The following is a 21,716-nucleotide window of genomic DNA, read 5'->3' as shown; positions in this document are numbered from 1 at the left end:
TTAGTCCTCCTTGTATCCTTCAAGCTTTTCAATCGGCTTTGCATTTCCGTAAACAGGGTAGTCACGCTTTGTCGGAGCTGCCCATTTTACGCCGTTTGCAATGACCCGCTGGATCTGTTTGTTATGGTAAGTCGGGTGAGTTTCATGACCTGGACGGAAGTAAAAGATCTTTCCGTTTCCACGCTTGAACGTTGCACCACTTCTGAATACTTCTCCACCCTGGAACCAGCTGAGGAAAATCAGCTCATCCGGTGCAGGAATATCAAAATGCTCACCATACATTTCCTCTTCATCAAGCTCAATATACTCTCCAATACCATCAGCAATCGGGTGACTCGGATCAACAACCCATAGACGCTCGCGCTCATTCGCTTCACGCCATTTTAAATCACAGCCCGTACCCATCAGACGTTTGAAGATTTTTGAGAAGTGAGCAGAGTGAAGGACAATCAGCCCCATGCCTTCCCATACACGCTTTTGTACTTTTTCAACAATCGCGTCATCAACCTCGTCATGCGCCAGGTGACCCCACCATAAAAGAACGTCTGTGTTATTTAGTACGTCTTCTGTTAAACCATGCTCAGGCTCATCTAATGTAGCCGTTTTCACGTCATAGCCGTGTTCAGTAAGCGCATCCGCAATTACGCGGTGGATGCCATCAGGATAAATTTCCTTGACTGCATCATGCTTCTTTTCATGTCTAAATTCATTCCATACTGTAACGTTCATATCATTAAACACTCCTTTATTTATCACTGTAAACACTTTCAAAATAGGGAAGGTTGTATATGCAACCGCTTCCTCTACTTTAACAGATTTAACAGCTTAGAAGAATATATTTGTACCGCTTCCTTCAACTTCAATCACGAAGAGGGCCGGGGACCTCATTGGGACCCGGCACACTCACTATTCTTTTACAGAGCCTGAAGTCAGTCCGGCAACAATTCTTCTTTGGAAAATCAATACCAGTATAACAATAGGAATGGTTACAATAACAGTCGCAGCTGAAATATCTCCCCACGGAATCGTGAACTGACTCTGATAGAACGAGATCCCAACCGGAACTGTACGCCATTCATCTGATGTATTGATCGTTAAGGCAAATAAATATTCATTCCACGCTGCGATGAAGACAAGGATACCTGTTGTAAATACGCCAGGTGCTGCCAGCGGGAAAATAATCTTTCTGAATGTCTGGAAAGGAGATGCCCCGTCCAGCTTAGCTGATTCTTCAAGCTCCCACGGAATCTTCTGGAAGAAGGTTGCGAGAATCCAGATTGCAAGAGGGAGGGAAACCGTAATATACGGAATCACAAGTCCCATATAGCTGTTACGAAGACCAACAGCAGTAACAAAGTTATAGATTGGTGAGATGATCGCAATCTGCGGGAACATCGATGCTGCCAGGATGATACCCAGGATCACGCCTTTAAATCTGATCGGCAGACGCGTCAGTGCGTATGCAGCAATCGAAGCGAATCCAATCGCAATTAATGTAGTCAGTGTTGAAACGACGAAACTGTTCCACATATATCTGAATAGTGGACGATTCGTGACCGCATTTTCATAGGAAGCGATAGACGGATTTGATGTAAACCAGTTAAAGTTATTGAAAATTTCACCCGGCGGTTTGATCGACGTGAGGAAAACCCAGATGAAAGGGAACATCACGAAAAATACAAACACGACGAGAAAAACATAAAAGCCTATTCCTGCACGTTTGTTCATCTTGATTCCTCCTTATCGACCCGTTTTGCCGGCAAACAAATCCGACCCGATGAATTTGATAAACAGTGTTGAGATAATCGCTACTGAAATAAATACGATGACTGATAATACTGAACCTGCCCCAAAGTTAGATTGAGAGAATAGGGTAATGTAAGCGTAAATTGAAATTGATTCCGTTGAGTTTGCAGGTCCGCCGCCTGTCAGTACGAAGATCAGGTCGAATACGCGGAAAGCATCCAGCGTACGGAATAACAAAGCAACAAGAATTGATGATTTCAACAGTGGCAGTGTGATTTTCCAGAACTGCTGCCATTTACCGGCACCATCCACCTCAGCCGCTTCATACAGTGAGCCTGGAATCGTCTGCAGCCCTGCTAGTAATAGTAGTGCCATATAAGGCGTCGTTTTCCATACATCTGCGAAGATAACGGAGAACATACCACCTGCACCTGTAGATAAAAGTACAGACGCATCGTCAATAAATCCAAACTGTTCAAAGTAGTGGGCGACGATACCTGTCTGTCCGTCATACAGGAAGCCCCACATCATTGCGGCCACCGCTGTCGGGATTGCCCATGGAATCAGTACAGAAGCACGGACAATTCCGCGTCCGATGAATGCACGGTTAATCAGAAGGGCGATCATCAGACCGAGTACAAGCTCTGCAAATACTGATACGACTGTAAAGAGCATCGTGTTACTCATTGATTGCCACATACGGCCATCTGTCAGATAACGCTGGTAGTTGCTGAACCCGATAAAGTTGGATTCGATCACAGCAGTGTTAACTGAATCAAGAGAACCTGCCACGTTACCAGCTGTGGAAGAAAAGGCTTCATCTTCAGAGTCTGAAGCAATTGTTGACAGCTGCTCACTTGCGTCATCTAAAAATGCTTTGAAATCTTCTGCCCAGTCATTTTCAACTGAAGCATATTTTAAATCACGGTCAGAGATCGCTGTGAAAGAAGCTAGCATACCTTCAACTTCTTCATACTGCTCTGAAAGACCATCCATTTCTAAAAGTTCAGCATGATAAGCTTCAAACTGCTGGCTGATCTCTGCGGCAGCGGCCCCGTCTTCAGGATCAGGTGACTGACCTTCTAAAGCTTCTAAATCTCTTGATAAGTAAAAATAGTCATTCGCATAACGCTCAAGGTCCACATTCGAACTGAGAAAACGCTCAGATCTGGAAGGGTCATTCAGACGGTAATCAAATAAACTGTTGTAAAATGACTGCGCAACCGGCCAAAGTGTAACGAGGATGACGAGAATCAGAGCGGGCGCGACCATTACATAACCAAGCTGCTTTTCGTTCAATTGAAACTTCAACGGTTTCACCTACTTTTTTCATAGAATGTTTTTGAATCAACAGAAGGGGAGGTGAAAAACACCCCCCCTTCGTCCTGTTGTCATTCAGCGCCTGCTAGACGGGCGCCTTCCGCTTTTACTGATATCCAGCTCCAGCAGGCAGGTCCTCGAGTCATAAGCCACAATGAGTAAATGGGAAAGGTCACCCATTTCTCTCATTGCGCCTTATGCTAGTCGGACCTGAACGCCTGCTTCCGCTTTTACTGATATCCAGCTCCAGGCGCTAGCTGCTCGAGTCATAAGCCACTGAGCGATAAAGGGAAAGTGCGCCCTTTTTCGCTCCGCGTCTTATGCTTGTCGCAGCTGAACAAGCGCCTTCCGCTTTTACTCAGCCATTGCTGCTTCCATTTCTTCCTGCATGTTTGCTGCAGCTTCTTCAGCTGTGATGTCTCCAGCGAGTGCTTGTGAAAGCTGAACCTGCATGATGTCAGAAATACGTGGGTAGATCGGCGTTACTGGTCTTGGTACAGCGTTTTGAAGTGTTTCAACGAACTGCTCGTTAGCAAATAGTGTTGCAGCTTCCTGAACTTCAGGCTCGTCATAAAGTGCTTCGATTGTTGGAGCACGTCCACCTTCAACTGCACTGATCGTCTGACCTTCTGCCCCAGTCATGAATTTAACGAATTCCCAAGCAGCTTCCTGGTTTTCAGAGTAACGGTTGATCATTGTCATCCATCCGCCAAGTGTTGCTGCGCTTCCTGCATCCCCTTCAGGAAGTGTTGCGAATCCTACGTTACCTGCAACTTCAGATGCTTCTTCGTCAGCTGAAGTTGACTGCATGTAAGGCCAGTTACGGGCAAATACTGCCTGTCCGCCAACCCATGCGTTGTTTGTTTCAGTTTCCTGGAAGCTTAAGATATTGCTTGGTACGAATTCAGAGTTAACAATGTCGATCATTGTCTGGATTCCGGCAATTGTCTCAGGGCTGTTAACAACGACTTCGTTGTTTTCATTTACAACCTGTCCACCGTGAGAAGCGATGAACTCAATTGCGTTTGTTACCATTCCTTCATATTGATTCGCCTGCATCAGGTAGCCGAACTCAGTTCCTGCTTCACCCTGAAGCTCGCCAGCCATTGTGATCAGTTCGTCCCATGTTGTAGGCGGCTCTTCTACAATGTCAGTGCGGTAGTAAAGCAGCCCGGCATCTGTAAATTTCGGCATTGCATACTGACGGCCGTTAAACTGACCTGATGCAACCGTACCAGGGAAGTAGTCATCCATGTTAATGCCATCTGCTTCAATAAAGCGGTCAAGCTCAAGTGCGTATTGACCCTGGGCAAATTCAGCCGGCCAGATTACATCTGCGTCAAATACATCAATTGAAGCATCCTGCGAACTGAACATCGTTACATACTGGTCATGAGAAGCGCCTGTATCAGCAGGCATTTCACGATATTCTACCGTAATGTTAGGGTTTTGCGCTTCGAACTCTTCAATCAGAATGTCCGTTGCACCTGTTACGTCAACCCCGGCAGCGTAAGTGATCGTGACTTGTTCCTGCTCCTCAGTACCTTCATCCCCGCCAGTATCTCCGCCAGTGTCTGTGCCAGTATCCGTTGATTCGTCGTCTCCGCTACATGCAGCAAGAAGTAAGCTCATTGTTAAAACAGTAGCACCGGCAACTTTTTTGTTCCAAAGTTTCATAAAGTAAAGCCCCCTTAGTTTTTAAGTTGATTGTCTTTCAATTAATTCCAAAGGAAGAAGAATATCTTCTGCCTTGTTTTCACGTTTTCCTTCAATAATTTCAAGCATGACTTCCATTGCTTTTTCGCCAATGTCAGAAGTGAATTGGTTAATCGTTGTGAATTGCGGATCCATCAGCGTTGCAATGGGCTGATCATCAAATCCGACAACTGCAAGATCGTCCGGGACGCACCAGCCATTCAGCTGGGCTTCCTTAATCATTCCTGCCGCTACTTCATCGCTTCCAGTGAAGAATGCAGTGGGCGGGTCATCCATTGTGGCAATGTGTCTGAAAATCTCTCTTCCATTCTCAACAGTGAAGACGTCCTTAAACATCCAGGCCGGATTTGGTTCGATTCCGGCTTCTGTAATCGCTTTCAAATAACCTTTTCTTCGATTGACAGAAACGCTGCTGTCATTCCCCTGGCAGTATCCGATTTTCCTGTGTCCTTTGTCGAGTAAGTGCTTTGTACCAATGTATCCGCCTTTTATCTGGTCGAGACGGACTCTCGTGACTGTTGCATCGGGATCATATTCATTACAGTAAATGACAGTGCCGTATTTGGTGTAGGGCGCAATTGCTTCCCACTTGTTTTCGGCTGCTGCCAGAATAATGCCGTCGACTTGCTTGGATTGAAGCAGCTGAAAATATTCCAATTCTTTTTCAGGGCTGATTCTTGTATTACATAAAATCAGCTGATACCCATGTCTGGCTGCATTCTGTTCCATCGCATCGACCAGCTGGCTGAAAAAGGGATTCACGATTCTTGAGATCAGTACCGCAATTTTCTTTGTCTTTATATTGCGTAATCTCTGTGCAGAGGAGTTCGGTACATATCCAAGTTCCTCCATCGCTTTTTGAACAGCCTGCTTTTTTTCCTCGCTGACGTACGGATGATTATTGATTACCCTTGATACGGTAGTCTGTGACAACCCAGCTTTTAACGCCACATCTTTAATGGTGTACACGCGCTAACCCTCCTATAGGAACACCCCCAATTGTGAAGTCGTATGAAATCGTTTTCACGACTAAATCATATAACATTATGAAATCGATTTCAATACCAAATAAAAAAATTCTTAATATTCTTTTTATTCTGAAAATAAATCACAATTGAAATGGTTATCATTGGATTAAATAGGCGTAACTACCTTTAAAAGAAGATTTCATATGTATTCCTTTTTAATAAATGGTGGGAGGTAAAGGGCTAACACTATAAAACCATGAAAGCGCATTCTTGTCTATACATCTTTTGAAATATTATTACGCTAATAGTATTTTGGGGAGCGAAATACTATTCGTAAATGCTGATTCACAAAGGGTTTTGGTCGATTATAACCGGAGAAGCGTCTATACTTATAAACAGCAGATTTGGAAGGAGATCCACATGAAAAACGATATACAACTGATTGCGCTGGATATGGACGGCACACTTCTGAGAAATGATCACAGCGTTTCTGAAGAAAACAGAGCAGCGATTAAAAAAGCACAGGAGCAGGGGAAGGCAGTCATGGTCAGTACCGGCCGTCCACTTTTATACGCAGAGGAAATTGTTGATTCACTAAAGCTGTCAACTTATCTCATCACAGTGAATGGCGGGGAGATCTGGAATCCGGATCGCGAGTTGATCGAGCGCACAATGATCGAGTCTTCTCACGTTGAATTTATGCTGGAGATGGCACTGAAGCATGATACGCATTACTGGTCATCAACAGTAGAGGGCGTGTGGAATAAAAACACCACATTTCCAAAAAACATTCATGACTATCAGTGGTTGAAATTCGGCTTTGACATAAAAGATGACGAAGTAAGGAAATCCATTTGGGAAGAGCTCACAAAACGTCAGGAACTTGAAGTGACGAATTCGAGCCTGACTAATATAGAAGTAAACGCTGCAGGTATCAATAAAGCAGCAGCGATCCGTAAAGTCTGTAAGCGCCTGAACATTCAGATGGACCAGGTAATGGCCGTTGGTGACAGTCTGAATGATCTTGCGATGATTAGAGAATCAGGGATCGGTGTTGCAATGGAAAACGCTCAGGATGTAGTGAAAGAAGCAGCTGACTGGGTTACCCATTCGAATGAGGATCATGGCGTGGCAGAAGCGATCAGGCGCTTTGTGCTCAAATAATGGTTTATTTCTTTCGGAATCGGAAATAACATAGAATGTGACTTTACGAAAGTACATGTATATACTTAATCTGAATTTTCAATTTCGAGAGGAGTTTTAAGCATGGATATCGTAACATTAAACAACGGGCTGAAAATGCCTCAAATTGGACTTGGCGTATGGCAGGTAGAAGACCATCAGACAGGTGTAGATGCAGTAAAAAAAGCAATTGAAACAGGATACCGTTCAATTGACACAGCAATGATTTATAAAAATGAAGAGGCAGTCGGACAGGGAATCCGTGAGTCAGGCGTACCGCGTGAAGAGCTGTTCATCACAACAAAAGTCTGGAATGCAGATCAGGGCTATGACAGTACACTTCAGGCGCTTGAAGCGAGCCTTGAAAAGCTTGGACTTGATTACGTAGACCTTTACCTGATTCACTGGCCTATGCCTGAAAAAGATCAATACATCGAAACATATAAAGCACTCGAAAAGCTTTATGAAGACGGTAAAGTAAAAGCAATCGGCGTATGTAATTTTGAAATTGAACACCTTCAGCGCCTGTTGGATGAGTGTACAGTGAAACCTGTATTAAATCAGGTAGAGTGCCATCCATACTTAGCACAGCTTGAACTGAAGGAATTCTGTGCAAAGCATGATATCTTCCTTGAAGCATGGAGCCCGCTAATGCAGGGTGGAGAAGTCCTCGAAGACGACATCATCCGCAACATCGCTGAAAAATATGGAAAAGAGCCGGCACAGGTGGTTATTCGCTGGCACCTCCAGTCAGGTAGCATCGTCATTCCAAAGTCAGTCACACCATCACGTATCGAATCAAACTTTGACGTATTCGACTTTGCGCTGACTGCCGATGAACTGAAGAGCATCAACGATCTGGACCGCGGTGAACGCAAAGGCCCGCATCCAAATGAAATGCATAAAGAGTGATTGACTGATAGACCCGGGAGCTCGAGTGCTTCCGGTTTTTTTATGGATAAAGTTATTTTGAGAAAGTAATTATATAGAAGTTTGACGTGTTAATCATTCATGATAGCTAAGTGGAGGGGTTCACGGCCCCATCATGGAAAGCGCCAGCCCAAGACACAGTGAAATGGTTATATAACAAATATTACAAATAGTAGGTAAATATCAGTATTTACCATTACGATACGCCTCTAGTTGTTTTAATCATTAAAAGACAGGGTATTTCCAAACTATGCTGAAAAATTAGAACGACCCTAAGGAGGAAATACCATGTCAAAAACATTTGTTGAAACATTTCATTCTGAGCAGGACGTTTTAAAGAAGATCGAAGACTTGAAGCTCCAGGGATATAAAGAAAGCGATATGTACGTTGTAGCCCGTGATAAAGATGAACTGTCACTTGTCAGAGGACGCACAGATGCCGATATTGAAGCTGTAGAAGGAAACTGGTGGGACAAGTTTAAAGCATTTGTCGCCGGCGATTCTTCAGTAAGGGAAGCATTTGACCGGATGGGAATGGATAAGCAGGATGCAGAACGCTATTACGATGAAGTAAGAAATGGCGCATTTTTATTATATGCGGATAATGCTTACGCAGATGATAATGATGATTATGTTAGCCCGGCAGCCGGGGGGCTTGATCCGGATTCGCGTGCAGACCATAAGGTGAGCGGAACAAATTTTACGAATGAACAAGAGAATACTCATACATCAGCTGCTGAGGGTGCCGGAAGACCTCTTGCTGAACAAACGGATCAAAACACAGCTGGCGTGGATCATGAAAAAGCACTTGGTGATCGTGACCGCTACGTGGATCCAAACATCGATAACCCGGAGCCGACTCAGCCGGTAAACGATAGCAGAGAAGATCTGATCCGTGCTGAAGAGCAGGGAACGCCAAATCATACAAATCACAAAGATGCTGCAGCAGCGGACGATCATGATGAGGACGCAAGAGAATATCGTGCCCCGGATGACGAGGGAAAAATCCTGGAGCCTTCTGAGCATGACAAACAACAGTATGGCGGCGGCCATGGTGAAGAATATTCACCAGATGCAGTAGATGCCGGCACACCGCGTGGTCAGGTAAGACCTGATCAGCCGAACTATCAGGGTGATCCGTCAGGTAAACACCGTCATGAAGAGGTTGAACCACCGGAAGAGCATGGCGGTTCTCATAATAATCGCCGTGTTGTGGATGGTCAGGAGTCAGTATGGGTAGACAAAAGTCAGTCAAACAGTAACAAGGATGTGAAAGCACAGGCTGACAGTAAAGGACGCCTGCGTGGGCAGGAGGATATCTCAGAGCAGAATCCAAATGATCATGCGCATCAGGAGCATCCTGGCGAAGAAAGCACACTGCGTGATCGTGACCGCGCCAAGCCGTCACATGACCCTGCGCTTGATAAAGAAGAAAAAGAACGACGGTTACTAATGGAAGAAAATCATTTTAGAAATAAGGATCGTTTATAATACGAGTATGCAGAGACCCGGAGTGAGCAGAGATGCTTGCTTTGGGTTTTTTGTTGTTGGGTGTGGGAGAGAGGAGGGGAGGTCAAATGACCCAATTTCAGGAACGGCAGAAGAAATCTCCTGAAGCACCAGTGTAATTTCACGGACACCAGGGTTAATCTCCTGAACCATGCATGTAATCTCCCAAACATCACACATAATCTACTGAACTACGCCCCCAAAAAACACAAACAAAAAACGCGCCATCAGCGCGTTTTTTTCGAAAAGCCTTCCTGATCCAGATAAGAAGCGGCTTCATCATATGTGGTGAAAATGCCATCGAGCATATCGTCAGCGTACACGCTCCATGTGTCAGCATCCTCACGCGTTAAAATCAATTCCTGACCATTTGCATTCACCCATGGCTCATCACTAAAGGGTTCAAAGTCTGCGAGTTCCTCAGTCAGAAGTGAATCGATAGAAGCTGCGATAAGACTCCGCAAATCCTCTTCGCTGCAGTCACGGATATTCGTCATTCCTTTTGAGTCAGAAGGATAGTCATTCAGGTGGGCCGTGTAGACAAAGCCATTTCCGTTAGGATGAAGGTGATAGACAACCGTTTTTTTCTCACGGATGCTTCCTTCAAAGTGAAAATTAACCCGTCCGAGTGAAACGTTGTGCCGTGTTAATTCTTTAAATGATTCAATAATTTTAAGCTTCTCTTCAAAAGTCAGCATTACGTCTGCCTCCGTTCCATTGATTCATGCCGTTTATTATAGCATATTGAACTGAGTTCACCATATTCGTATGATTTTAATTGCTTTGCACGATAAAGCACTTCATGCATGTAGGAAACCATCCTTTAAACGCATGAAGTGCAATTTAAACCATATGAAATTGATTCGTGTAATCTTATTTCCCCATCAACGCAACCAACAGCGCTTTTTGTGCATGCAATCTGTTTTCAGCCTCCCGGAAAACAACTGAATGCGGACCTTCAAGTACGGCTGTGCTCACTTCTTCCTCGCGGTGGGCAGGGAGGCAGTGCATGAAAATATAATCCGGTTCTGCATGTGCAGTTAATTGTTCATTGACCTGGAAGCCTTCGAATGCCTGCAGTCGCTCAACCTGTTCAGATTCCTGCCCCATGCTTGCCCAGACATCAGTGTAGATGACATGTGCGCCTGTTGAAGCCTGGACCGGATCATGCGTCACGATGATATCAGCGCCGGTTTTTGCGCCTTCAGCCTGTGCGTATGCAAGGATTTCAGCGTCAGGCTCATAGCCGGCAGGGCAGGCGAGCGTGAAGTGCATTCCTGTTTTAGCAGCACCGATCATGAGGGAATGTGCAACGTTATTCCCGTCTCCGATATATGCCATCTTTTTATGCTTAAACGAACCGAACGTTTCATAGACAGTCAGTAAATCTGCGAGCGTCTGACAAGGGTGATAGTCATCTGTCAGGCCGTTAATCACAGGGATTGAACTGTTTTCAGCAAGCTCCTGCACAGTCTCCTGAGCAAATGTGCGGATCATGATGCCATCGAGATAACCTGAGAGCACGCGTGCTGTATCAGCAATGGTTTCGCCGCGTCCCATCTGAATATCTCTCGTGCTCAGGTACATCGCGTGTCCACCCAGCTGGAGCATACCCGCTTCGAATGAGACGCGTGTACGGGTCGATGACTTTTCAAAAATCATCCCAAGCACCTTTCCCTGCAAAAGGGGAAGGTGCTTGTTCTCAGGCTTTTTCAGTTCAGCGGCAAATTCAATCAGCTCTAATATTTCATTTGATGTATAGTCTCTTAACGTCAGCAAATCCTTATGCTGAAGCGTGGGAATGAGCATATTCATACGAAAACTCCTTTTTTGGGAAGCGTACTGAAGAATGCTTCAGCCGTTTCTTTTCTCGTCCAGACGTGAAGTCTGTGGATCGACGCCGTTCTGATCACTGAAGGATCCGCTTCAAGAGAAATCACAGCTTTTTTATCGTCACGGTCCATCCACTGATCAAACGTTAACGTTTCCGGCGTAAATACAAGAAATCCTTTTTCCTGCCACGATTTGATCAGTGCGGTTTCAAAATGGTTGGTAATAAAAATACTGCCGCCGTTCCACAGGTCAGCAAGTTGCTGACTCGCACCTGATAATGCTTTTTTCATTGCGATTTCAGGGTCTCTGTCTGACGCCATGACTTCACCGGTAGATGTCATCACAGGTGTCAGTTCGGGAGAAAGACCTGGCAGCTTAATGTGAGAGAACACCGGTGCTTTTACAGTAAAGCCTCGTTGACCGTTGAATGACTGTGAAATACCAAGATCATTCAGGTTCTTTCCAAGCATCAGAGAAGTTGCGTGCTGGACAAGCGGTACATTTGTTGATTTACTGCTGATTGGTACGGTTCTTGATGCACGCGGGTTAATCTCAATCACATATAAACCACTATCCTGACAGACAAACTGGATATTGAATAAACCCTTAAAGTCAAGGCTTTTAGCGATATGAACAGCTGTATCACATACCTGATCAAGCATGGAAGCGGACAGTGAAAGCGGCGGTGTAACCGCAATACTGTCACCTGAATGCACGCCGGTACCTTCAATGTGTTCATAGACAGCTGCAACCCAGGCGTTTTTACCGTCTGACAGGACATCCACTTCAGCTTCTTTCCCCTGAATGAATTTATCAACAAGCACAGGGTATTCGATCTGTGCTGAAGCTAAATAGGCTTCAAGCTCCTCATCGCTGTTCAGCTTCATCATGCCGCTTCCGCCGATCACGTAAGAAGGGCGGAGCAGGATTGGGTAACTCAGGTCATCTGCAGCCTGCCACACCTCAGCGGGCTGGTTGGCAGTGAAGCCAGGGATCACGGGCAGTCCTGCATTTTTCAGGAAAGTATAAAAACGGTCACGGTCTTCCATCTCATCAAGAATGTCTGACGATGAGCCAAGGAGGTGGTAACCGGCACCTTCAAGCTCTTTTGCGACATTGATCGAAGTCTGTCCGCCAAACTGAACAATAACAGCATTAATGCCTTCAAATTCAAGCACATTCATAATGTCTTCAGCACATAGCGGCTCGAAATAAAGCGCATCTGCCACCTCGTAATCTGTACTCACTGTTTCAGGGTTATTGTTGATCAACACTGCTTCATAGCCCATTTTCTGAAGAGCAAGCACGCTGTGTACGCAGCAGTAGTCGAATTCAATTCCCTGGCCGATACGGATCGGTCCTGAACCGATGACAGCGACTTTCGGTTTTTTACTCTTGCGGTCATCTGAACTGCCGCTCCACGTTGAGTAAAAATAGTTTGTCTTTGCTTCAAACTCAGCAGCACACGTATCTACCATACGGTAAGCAGGTGTGATGTTCCATTTTTGACGCTGCTCTTTTATCAAAGAAGTGGGAACGTTCCAGCAAGCGGCAAGCTGCTTATCTGTAAAACCAAGCTTTTTCGCCTCAAGCATTTTCTCTTTCGTTACTTCAAGCCAGGCGAGATCTTCATAAGCAAGCTGGGCTTTCACAAGTCGTGACAATACAGACAGGTAATAAAGCGAAATCTTCGTCCAATTGTGAAGTGTTGTTGTGGAAATACCTCTTTTCAACAGTTCAAAAATTGCAAACAGGCGGCGGTCATCCGGTTCTTTGACAAGCGCTTCAAGCTCCTGTGTTTCAAGTGCTGACAAAGCAGGGAGGAAGAGACCGTCAATTTTCTGATCGAGTGAACGGATTGCTTTCTGGAACGCCGCTTCGATTGAACGTTCAATCGCCATGACTTCACCCGTTGCTTTCATCTGGGTGCCAAGCTCGCGGTTCGCATCGCTGAACTGGTCAAATGGCCAGCGCGGTATTTTAACCGTCACATAATCAAGTGCCGGCTCAAAGCTTGCAAATGTCGTGCCGGTCACAGGGTTTTTCAGCTCATGCAGGTGATAACCGACTGCCAGTTTTGCAGCGAGACGCGCAATCGGATAGCCCGTTGCTTTTGACGCAAGTGCTGATGAGCGGCTCACACGCGGGTTCACTTCAATCAGGAAGTATTCGCCGTTTGACGGGTGAAGGGCGAACTGGATGTTACACCCGCCGACAATGCCAAGCGCTTCAATAATTTTAATGGAAGACGTTCTGAGCATATGGTATTCCTTATCGTGCAGCGTCTGACTCGGTGCTGTCACGATTGAATCTCCTGTGTGCACACCAACAGGATCAAGGTTTTCCATATTACAAATCGTAATGCAGGTGCCGGAAGCGTCACGCATCACTTCATATTCAATTTCCTTATAGCCTGCAATACTCTTCTCAACAAGACATTGATGAATTGGACTTGCTGAAAGTCCCTGTTTCACAAGTGTTAAGTATGTTTTTTCATCCTTGGCAATACCGCCGCCAAACCCACCAAGTGTGTAAGCAGGACGGACGATGATCGGGTAACCGCAAAAATCAGCGAAAGCCAGTGCTTCTTTTTCGTTGTAAATAATCTCACTGTCAGGTACCGGTTCATTCAGTTCCTTCATCAGCGAACGGAAAGCATCACGATCCTCTGCTTTTTTAATCGAGTGAATATCAGTACCAAGCAGCTTCACACCATTCGCTTCAAGAATGCCCTGGTCTGTCAGCGCCATCGCAAGGTTCAGTCCAGTCTGGCCGCCAACTGTTGCAAGCAGGCCATCCGGCTTTTCTTTTTCAAGGATGTCTTTTACACTTTCGACTGTCAGCGGCTCAAAATAGACGCGATCCGCAGTCGTTTCATCTGTCATAATCGTCGCCGGGTTGTTGTTAATTAAAATGACTTCAATGCCTTCCTCACGAAGGGCGGTACACGCCTGCGTACCTGAATAATCAAACTCGGCAGCCTGCCCGATCACAATGGCACCTGAACCGATCACTAATACTTTTTTAATATCCTGCTGTTTAGGCATGTTGCGACACCTTCTTTTCCTGTTGAATCAGATTGAAAAACTCATCAAATACTTCATGGTGTTCAGCCGGTCCCGGTGAAGCTTCAGGGTGGAACTGAACCGTTAACAGCGGCAGGTCCTTGTGCTGCAGACCTTCAACACTGCTGTCGTTTACATTTGTATAAAGAACCTCCACATTAGAGGGGATAGAATTCATTTTTACAACGTAGCTGTGATTTTGAGAACTCATACTCACACGCTTTGTTTTCAGGTTCATCACCGGATGATTCGCTCCGCGGTGCCCAAATGCCAGCTTCTCAGTGGATGCGCCAAATGCAATTGCGAGCAGCTGATGACCAAGGCAGATGCCAAGTGTCGGATACGCATTCGCCCATGCATGGTAATCATTAATTTTATGCATTAGAGATGCAGGGTCCCCGGGTCCATTTGAAAACAGCAATCCATCTAAAGGAACATCCATCAACTCATCCGTTGAGACAGTATAAGGAAAGACCGTTACCTTGCATCCACGGTCAAGCAGTGCCTGTAAAATTGATTTTTTATAGCCAAAATCAATCAGTCCGATATGGGGGGATCCCTCACCGTGTGTCACTGCAGTCTTTGCAGTCACGTGTGGCACGACAAATGTGCGAATCGGCTCCCAGGCAGGAAGCGGCTTTCCTTCAAGCTGCATCACAGCCTGCATCGTTCCGTCCTCACGAATCGTCTGAATCACAGAGCGCGTATCCACGCCGGACATAATGGGGACATTATGCATCACAGCAAACTCTAAAAGTGAAACACCACGCTCGAGCGTACCTTCATAAAGTTCAGTCACAACAATGCCTGCAGGCTGGATTTTCTTTGATTCCAGATTCGCTTCCTGAATACCGTATTGACCCATCAACGGGTAGGAAAATACAATGATTTGTCCATGGTAAGAAGGGTCAGTCAGCACTTCCTCATAGCCGGTCATTCCGGTGAAGAAGACGATTTCTCCCTGTACGTCTTTAACTGCGCCTTTCCATGCTCCTTCAAATGACTGTCCGTTTGACAGTGACAGCGTTCCTTTCATGAGAACCGCCTCCTTTAAATTAAATGATATTAAGTAATCGCTTATGATCTCCGTTACAGGCGGACGCTTTCCACGGGAACGGCGGTGAGCCTCCTCAGCTTCGCTTGCGGGGTCTCACCTGTCCGTTTTATCCCGTTGGAGTCGCCGCCTTTCACTTCAATCAACGCTTCAATAGATGTAAAAGTCTGTGATTTTATGAATAAATATAAAAAATAATGTAATTTTATTCATTTGTGTGAATAAGAATACTGTCCGGGAAGGTGTTGGCTTCCGGGACAGCTGGTATTTAGGTTTGATCGCGGTGGTCAATTTGCTCGTATGGTATAGGTCAAATTACACTAAGTAGCGAACATCGATAGCTAAGTGTCGAACCGTTTTGTTTTTCCGTCGAACATGAGTGATTGAACGTCGAACCAGCGATGATTTACGCCGAACACACACGATTTTTCGTCGAACCTCCAAACACTAACCCATCAACTCACCGTATACTCCACCTGCATCATCGTCTTCTCAAGCAGTGAAGCTGCCTGCTTGCACTCCTCGTAGCTGACCGTCAGCGGAGGGAGCAGCCGGATTACATTTGGTCCTGCTGGCACGAGCAGCAAGCCGTTTTCCTCAGCTTTTTTAACAATCGGCGCAGCTTCTGTGCTCAGCACGATGCCGAGCATTAAGCCTTTACCCTGTATGCATGTTACCTGTGAAAGTCCGAAAAGCGATGCGAGCTGTTCGCGAAGGTAAGCGGCTTTTTGCCGGACTTCCTCAAGGAATGATTCATCAAATACATGGTCTACAACCGTTTGAGCTGCAGTGATAGCGAGCGGATTGCCGCCATATGTGGATCCGTGTGAACCAGGACCGAAATATTCGGCTAGCGGTTCTGATCCGAGTATTGCACCGACCGGGAATCCACCGCCAAGTCCTTTTGCAAGCGTAACAATATCCGGTTTAAGCGGCGTCTGTTCGAATGCATATCTTGTACCTGTCCGGCCGATGCCAGTTTGTACTTCATCGATGATCAGCAGAAATCCTGCTGATTCACTTAGCTCCTGTAGTTCAGCTGCAAAATCCTCATCAATCGGATTCACGCCGCCTTCACCCTGAATGACTTCGAGCATGACGGCTGCTGTGTCTTCATCAACTGCCGTCTTTAAAGCTTCTATATTGTTAAAAGGGATGGTCCGGAACTCAGGCATGAGCGGTCCGAACCCTTCTTTTACTTTATCCTGACCGGTTGCCGCCATGGCGCCGGTTGTTCTGCCGTGGAAGGACTGGTCAAATGTGATGATCACGTGCTTGCCTGTTGCTTTTCTTGCAAGCTTGATTGCTGCCTCATTTGCTTCAGCGCCGCTATTACAAAACATTGCGCGGGAAAGCGGTGTGTCTTTTACAAGATCAGCAGCAAGCTTTTCCTGGGCAGGACTTTCAAACAGGTTTGAAATATGCCATAGGTTTTCAGCCTGTGCCTGCAGCGCACTTACCAATTTCGGATGGCTGTGTCCGAGGCTGACAACAGCGATCCCACTTGTGAAATCAAGATAGGTTTTACCCTGGTCATCCCATACCGTGGTCCCTTCACCTTTCACGATGTGAAGGGAACGTCTCGCGTAGTTTTGAAAAAGTGCACTCATCCGACAGCCACCTCCTTTAAAATCGTTGTGCCTTCAAGCATTTCATTGACAATCCGGACAGCTGGAATGTCCGCTTCCAAACAGCCGGCAGCTGCCTGAACTTTTGGAATCATTCCGCCGTATATTGTGCCGTCTGTAATCCAGCCGTTAATTTCATCCGGGTGAGTCCTTGTGACGGTCTGCCCGTTTACTTTGATACCCGGCGTGTCAGTCACAAAAAGCAGTTCATCTGCTTGAACTGCAGCAGCAATCTTTTCGGCAGCTGTGTCAGCATTAATGTTCAGCGCCTGTCCTTCGTCTGTTCTGCCGATACATGAAATCACCGGTACAGTATCTTTTAGAAGGTGGAGCAGGGCAGGGTTCACGTCATCAATCTGTCCGACGTAGCCGTATATTTCCTGATCTAAAAAGGATGCTTTCATTAATCCGCCGTCAAAGCCGTTTAAGCCGACTGCCTGAATGTCTGCCTGTTCAAGCTGATGGACGATCCAGGGGTTCACTGAGCCAATCAATGTAGTTTGCACAATCTCGATCGCTTCAGCAGGTGTAACGCGCAGACCATTCACAACAGACGTTTCGATCTGCGCCTCTTTCAGCCTGCGGTTGATGGCCGGACCGCCACCGTGAACGATGATCACCTTTTTGCCGTTTTCAATCATCTGTTGAATGCCTTTGAAAAAGTCGGGTGTCAGCCGTTCTAGCAGACTGCCCCCGAGCTTAATGACCGTTTTATGTTCTGTAGCTTGCGTTGATCTGGACATAGTCATATGTCAGGTCGCACCCCCAGGCAAGTCCTTTTCCATCGCCTTGATTCACGTTCACCTTCAGTTTGATTTCAGGCTGCTTCAGGTATTCAGTCAGTTCATCCTCTGAAAATGGAAGTGGCTCTCCCCCGCGCACAACCGGTGTGGTGCCGATCAGAATTTCAACTTCATTCGGATCGATGGTCATGCCGCTGTAGCCGACTGCAGCAAGAATACGGCCCCAGTTTGCATCGCAGCCGAATGCCGCCGTTTTTACAAGCGGTGAGCCGACAACTGTTTTAGCGATCTTACGTGCTTCCTCATCGTTCTTTGCACCGTTCACCTCAACTTCGATCAGCTTTGTCGCACCTTCACCGTCTTTCGCAATCATTTTGCCAAGATCCTCACAGACGTGTAAAAGTGTCTGAACAAACACTTTCCAGTCAGGGTGGGAAGGAGAGAGCGTCTCGTTTTCAGCAAGTCCGTTTGCCATTACGAGCACCATATCATTTGTTGACGTATCACCGTCTACCGTAATCGAGTTAAATGATCGGTCGACTACGGATTTTAGTGCGCTGTGCAGGTGATCAGATTCAATCGCAGCGTCTGTTGAAATAAATCCAAGCATCGTTGCCATATTCGGATGAATCATACCGGAACCTTTCGCAGTACCTGCAACGGTCACGGTTTTTCCGTCAATGTCCACTTTATAAGCAGTGTTTTTAGAAACGGTATCAGTCGTCAGAATGGACTGTGAAAAGTCGATTGATCCTTTCAGTCCGGCAACCGGCTCAAGCTTTGGGATCCCGTATTTTAAGCGGTCCATCGGCAGCTTCTCACCGATCACACCTGTTGAAGCGACGCCTACAAGGTGAGGCTCGATATTTAGTAGATCAGCTGTTAAATGCTGCATCGTCTGCGCATCCACATAGCCCTGCTTCCCTGTACAGGCATTGGCATTACCGGAATTCACGATAATTGCCTGCATCTTCTTATCAACAGCCAGTGCTTCCTTTGTCACTTTTAAAGGAGCAGCCTGAACCGCATTCGTCGTATAAACACCCGCAGCGTTTGCAGGGACGTCACTCACTAAGAGTGCGAGATCATTCTTTTTATGTTTAATGCCGCAATGAAGCCCTGCAGCTTTAAATCCAATTGGCGAAGCAATATTATTACCTGAAATTTTCTTAATTGATGGATAGACAGTCGTCATACAAACTTCATCTCCTTAAAATGCGGTGCTCTTTAAATAGCTGTTCATTGTCAGTTATATATACGAAGGAACGAGATCGAGTCCTTCTGTTTCTTTAAATCCGAACTGAACGTTCATATTCTGAATCGCCTGACCTGCAGCACCTTTTACGAGGTTGTCAATTACTGAGACGATTGTGGCGCGATTTGTACGCTGATCTACATGGATTTGAAGGTCACAGTAATTGGAGCCGTATACCTGGTTTGTGCTGAACTTTGGTCCCGGCGGCATCAGTCTGACAAACGTTTCATTCTGGTAGCTGTCCTGGTAACATTCCTGCAGCTGCTTTTCAGTTACACCGTCAGCAAGCGGTGCATAAGCGGCTGCCAAGATTCCCCGTGTCATTGGCACAAGGTGGGTGCTGAAGGTGATGGGTCGTGTCTTCTCCGCAAACCTGGCAAGGCCCGTTTCGATTTCAGGTATATGCTGATGTTTATTTACTTTATAGATAGAAAGACTTTCATTTGTTTCGCTGAAGTGAGTCATTTGATTTGGCTTATTACCTGCACCTGATACACCACTTTTCGCATCAATGATCAGGCTGTCAGTATCAATCAACCCATTTTTAACAGCAGGAAGCAGACTCAGCAGCACAGCTGTCGGATAGCAGCCTGGATTTGCGACCATGACTGCATCCTTTACAGCATCCCGGTTCCATTCAGTCAGCCCGTACACTGACTTCTGAAGGGAAGACTCAGGGGCAGCGTCTTTGCCGTACCATTCACTGTAATCTTCAGCGGATAGCCGGAAGTCGCCTGACAGATCGATGATGCGCGGCCCCTTACCAATGAGGGGGGGCAGCAGTCTGCTTGTTACGCCGCTTGGTGTACTTGTGAATATGACATCCAGTTTTGCTAAATGTTCAATTCTGATTTTATGAAGAGGGGTGTCATAAATATTCATTAAATATGTATATTTATGAGAAAATAACTCTCCTTCATCAGAAGAAGTAAACAGGTCAATTGATGATATTCCGCTGTGACGATGTAAAAGCCTGATGAGCTCAAGACCGCCATAACCGGTTGCACCTATAATTCCAACTTTCACATCCATCACTCCAAAAAAATATGTTAGGCATATTATAGGGATGTATAAAAATAAAATCAACCGTATTTTTATAAAATGTTACGCAATTCAGTTTATGGTAACGCTTACAACATAGATAGCAGTAGGAATAAACTTATTTTAATAAATCTGTGTAAAACTTTTTAATGAAGTAATTATTACGATGAGATTAAATATTTATGACTAAGCTCTGTGAATATCTTTCTTAGGTTAAATTCGTTAAAATAATAGGAAGTAATCGAATTTAAGGGAGGTTTTTTTATCAGCCGCATTGCTTCGCATCCGTATGTGATGATCACACGTAAGATTGAGTGGGAAGAACAACACATCATTGAACATGAAAGCTTTCTGCACCTTTACCCTCAAAAACTGACTGACGACTCCAATGAATTTTATTTCCACGAAATTCTTGACCTTTCCTATAAAGAGAGCCAGAGAAGCTTCGGTCTATTGTACGTGCATACGACCCGCGGACTATACCCTTATAAAGTCAGAGAAAATCCGATTGAATTTATTAAAATGGTAGAAGAAAAAATAAAGGGGATGATGTGATGAGTTTTCAGTTTGAAGGCATTGACCACGTGCAATTGACAGCACCTGAAGGCAGTGAAGATGAGGCGCGCAGATTTTATTCTGACCTGCTTGGGTTGAAAGAAACGCCTAAGCCTGTTAACCTTCGTGGGAACGGTGGGTGCTGGTTTTTATGTGGAAACCAGGAAATACACATCGGGCGTGAGGAGCCGTATACTCCTCCGCGTAAGGCACATCCAGCCTTTATTGTAAAGAATCTGGAGGAACTTCGCATACGTTTATCTGAAGAGAACATAACGATTCAGGAAGAGCAGCCGATCGAAGGAAGAACCAGGTTTTTTGTCAGAGATCCTTTTGGAAATAAGTTAGAATTTCTGGAGTATCACGTTTAAAACCTATTATGTGAGGTAAACAAGTAAGTTCCCTTGCAGCCTTTGACAAAAACGGTTAAGTATGAAAAAATGGGAACAACAGATCGCAGTCTGTTGAACGATTGTTTTCAAATGTAAGGAGCGTATTTTTTTCTAGATTTAAATCAGTTAATAAATGTGACCATCAGGCTTATGGAATGAAGTAGTTAGGAGGTCATCAGCATGCAGCGAATCATGATTATTGAAGATAACGCTGACCTTCGCTTGGATCTCACAGAACAGGTTTCTGACCTGGGGTATCAATCCATACCGGTCACAGATTTTGAACGGATTATAGAGCATTTCATCGAAGAAAAGCCAGACCTGGTGCTCTTGGATGTGAAACTGCCTTTTTTCGACGGCTTTTACTGGTACCGTCAAATCAGAGAGTATTCCAAATGTCCGATTGTCTATCTGTGGCATCACGAAGATGCAACAAGAGGGTTACAAGTGGCAAGAGAAGGACGCAAGTCAACTGGAGACATATTGCCGCTGACGTCGGAAATGTTAAGAACAACTTTAACTCAGCATTTAAAAAATAGATTGAAACTAAATGACTGACTCCCTGGCAAAGGCCTGGGGGTTTTTCTTATGCCGGGATTTTTAGGGGAGCAGGTTGTGAGTGATTGCTACCGGGTGAGCGGTGATTGCGACAAACTGAGTGTGGGTTGGTGCAAGTATCCGGGTGTATCGCTACAACCTGGGGGTGGAGTGCTGCAACTCCGCTCATGCCTCATATAGTTGAAACGCTTGCCTCGCTCGTTCGTATAAATAATTAGAAT

General features: G+C 45.6%; 20 protein-coding genes. 6 read left to right on the top strand and 14 right to left on the bottom strand.

Annotated features, from left to right (window positions below; genetic code table 11):
* From LG330_RS16235 to LG330_RS16215, 5 genes are all read right to left on the bottom strand, one after another.
* A complete protein-coding gene (locus LG330_RS16235) occupies positions 1–729 on the bottom strand; it encodes a ThuA domain-containing protein (RefSeq protein ID WP_404405671.1) in 729 nt (242 codons plus the stop codon).
* Positions 730–906: 177 nt separating this feature from the next.
* Positions 907–1,728, bottom strand: a complete 822-nt coding sequence (locus tag LG330_RS16230) for a carbohydrate ABC transporter permease (RefSeq protein WP_404405669.1) — start codon at positions 1,726–1,728, stop codon at positions 907–909.
* 12 nt (positions 1,729–1,740) lie between these two features.
* Complete coding sequence (locus LG330_RS16225) at positions 1,741–3,018, bottom strand: carbohydrate ABC transporter permease (protein WP_404409643.1); 1,278 nt, start codon at positions 3,016–3,018, stop codon at positions 1,741–1,743.
* 402 nt (positions 3,019–3,420) lie between these two features.
* Entirely contained in the window at positions 3,421–4,743 is a 1,323-nt protein-coding gene (locus LG330_RS16220) for an ABC transporter substrate-binding protein (protein WP_404405667.1), read from the bottom strand.
* 21 nt (positions 4,744–4,764) lie between these two features.
* Positions 4,765–5,751, bottom strand: a complete 987-nt coding sequence (locus LG330_RS16215; protein ID WP_404405665.1) for a LacI family DNA-binding transcriptional regulator — start codon at positions 5,749–5,751, stop codon at positions 4,765–4,767.
* A 419-nt stretch (positions 5,752–6,170) separates the two neighbouring features.
* On the opposite strand from LG330_RS16215, the gene LG330_RS16210 reads away from it, so the two are divergent.
* From LG330_RS16210 to LG330_RS16200, 3 genes are all read left to right on the top strand, one after another.
* Positions 6,171–6,914, top strand: coding sequence for a Cof-type HAD-IIB family hydrolase (locus LG330_RS16210; protein WP_404405663.1), 744 nt, complete (start codon positions 6,171–6,173; stop codon positions 6,912–6,914).
* Positions 6,915–7,016: 102 nt separating this feature from the next.
* A complete protein-coding gene (locus LG330_RS16205) occupies positions 7,017–7,844 on the top strand; it encodes an aldo/keto reductase (protein WP_404405661.1) in 828 nt (275 codons plus the stop codon).
* 306 nt (positions 7,845–8,150) lie between these two features.
* A complete protein-coding gene (locus LG330_RS16200) occupies positions 8,151–9,353 on the top strand; it encodes a general stress protein (protein ID WP_404405659.1) in 1,203 nt (400 codons plus the stop codon).
* Here LG330_RS16200 and LG330_RS16195 read toward each other — a convergent pair.
* The 9 genes from LG330_RS16195 to argC all read right to left on the bottom strand — a co-directional run bounded on the left by LG330_RS16195 (position 9,348) and on the right by argC (position 19,975).
* Positions 9,348–9,524 (bottom strand): hypothetical protein, encoded by a 177-nt coding sequence (locus tag LG330_RS16195; RefSeq protein ID WP_404405657.1) that lies wholly within the window; start codon positions 9,522–9,524, stop codon positions 9,348–9,350. The two genes, LG330_RS16200 and LG330_RS16195, sit on opposite strands and share 6 nt — an antisense overlap.
* A 74-nt stretch (positions 9,525–9,598) precedes the next feature.
* On the bottom strand, positions 9,599–10,069 hold the full coding sequence (locus LG330_RS16190) for a hypothetical protein (protein WP_404405655.1): 471 nt from the start codon (positions 10,067–10,069) through the stop codon (positions 9,599–9,601).
* A gap of 175 nt (positions 10,070–10,244) precedes the next feature.
* Positions 10,245–11,186, bottom strand: coding sequence for an ornithine carbamoyltransferase (argF, locus tag LG330_RS16185; RefSeq protein ID WP_404405653.1), 942 nt, complete (start codon positions 11,184–11,186; stop codon positions 10,245–10,247).
* On the bottom strand, positions 11,183–14,251 hold the full coding sequence (locus tag LG330_RS16180) for a carbamoyl phosphate synthase large subunit (protein ID WP_404405651.1): 3,069 nt from the start codon (positions 14,249–14,251) through the stop codon (positions 11,183–11,185). The genes argF and LG330_RS16180 overlap by 4 nt, the downstream gene beginning before the upstream one ends.
* Positions 14,244–15,305, bottom strand: a complete 1,062-nt coding sequence (locus LG330_RS16175) for a carbamoyl phosphate synthase small subunit (protein ID WP_404405649.1) — start codon at positions 15,303–15,305, stop codon at positions 14,244–14,246. The genes LG330_RS16180 and LG330_RS16175 overlap by 8 nt, the downstream gene beginning before the upstream one ends.
* A gap of 473 nt (positions 15,306–15,778) precedes the next feature.
* Positions 15,779–16,933: an acetylornithine transaminase gene (locus tag LG330_RS16170; RefSeq protein WP_404405647.1), complete on the bottom strand. Its 1,155-nt coding sequence runs from the start codon at positions 16,931–16,933 to the stop codon at positions 15,779–15,781.
* The gene (gene argB / locus LG330_RS16165; protein WP_404405645.1) at positions 16,930–17,700 is read right to left on the bottom strand and encodes an acetylglutamate kinase; all 771 of its coding nucleotides are present in this window, start codon (positions 17,698–17,700) and stop codon (positions 16,930–16,932) included. The genes LG330_RS16170 and argB overlap by 4 nt, the downstream gene beginning before the upstream one ends.
* Complete coding sequence (gene argJ, locus LG330_RS16160; protein ID WP_404405643.1) at positions 17,663–18,889, bottom strand: bifunctional ornithine acetyltransferase/N-acetylglutamate synthase; 1,227 nt, start codon at positions 18,887–18,889, stop codon at positions 17,663–17,665. Before argJ ends, argB begins: the two co-directional genes overlap by 38 nt.
* Positions 18,890–18,943: 54 nt before the next feature.
* Positions 18,944–19,975: an N-acetyl-gamma-glutamyl-phosphate reductase gene (gene argC / locus LG330_RS16155; protein WP_404405641.1), complete on the bottom strand. Its 1,032-nt coding sequence runs from the start codon at positions 19,973–19,975 to the stop codon at positions 18,944–18,946.
* 309 nt (positions 19,976–20,284) lie between these two features.
* Between argC and LG330_RS16150 the strand changes: the two genes are divergently transcribed.
* From LG330_RS16150 to LG330_RS16140, 3 genes are all read left to right on the top strand, one after another.
* A complete protein-coding gene (locus tag LG330_RS16150; protein WP_404405639.1) occupies positions 20,285–20,545 on the top strand; it encodes a hypothetical protein in 261 nt (86 codons plus the stop codon).
* Positions 20,545–20,916 (top strand): VOC family protein, encoded by a 372-nt coding sequence (locus LG330_RS16145; protein ID WP_404405637.1) that lies wholly within the window; start codon positions 20,545–20,547, stop codon positions 20,914–20,916. The genes LG330_RS16150 and LG330_RS16145 overlap by 1 nt, the downstream gene beginning before the upstream one ends.
* 201 nt (positions 20,917–21,117) lie before the next feature.
* Entirely contained in the window at positions 21,118–21,495 is a 378-nt protein-coding gene (locus LG330_RS16140) for a response regulator (protein ID WP_404405635.1), read from the top strand.
* Positions 21,496–21,716: the final 221 nt, after the last annotated feature.

It is taken from the genome of Jeotgalibacillus malaysiensis (genome assembly GCF_044789845.1).
GTDB lineage: Bacteria > Bacillota > Bacilli > Bacillales > Jeotgalibacillaceae > Jeotgalibacillus > Jeotgalibacillus malaysiensis_A.
The sequence above is the reverse complement of the archived record's forward strand: the minus strand, read 5'-3'. Positions and strand labels throughout refer to the sequence as shown.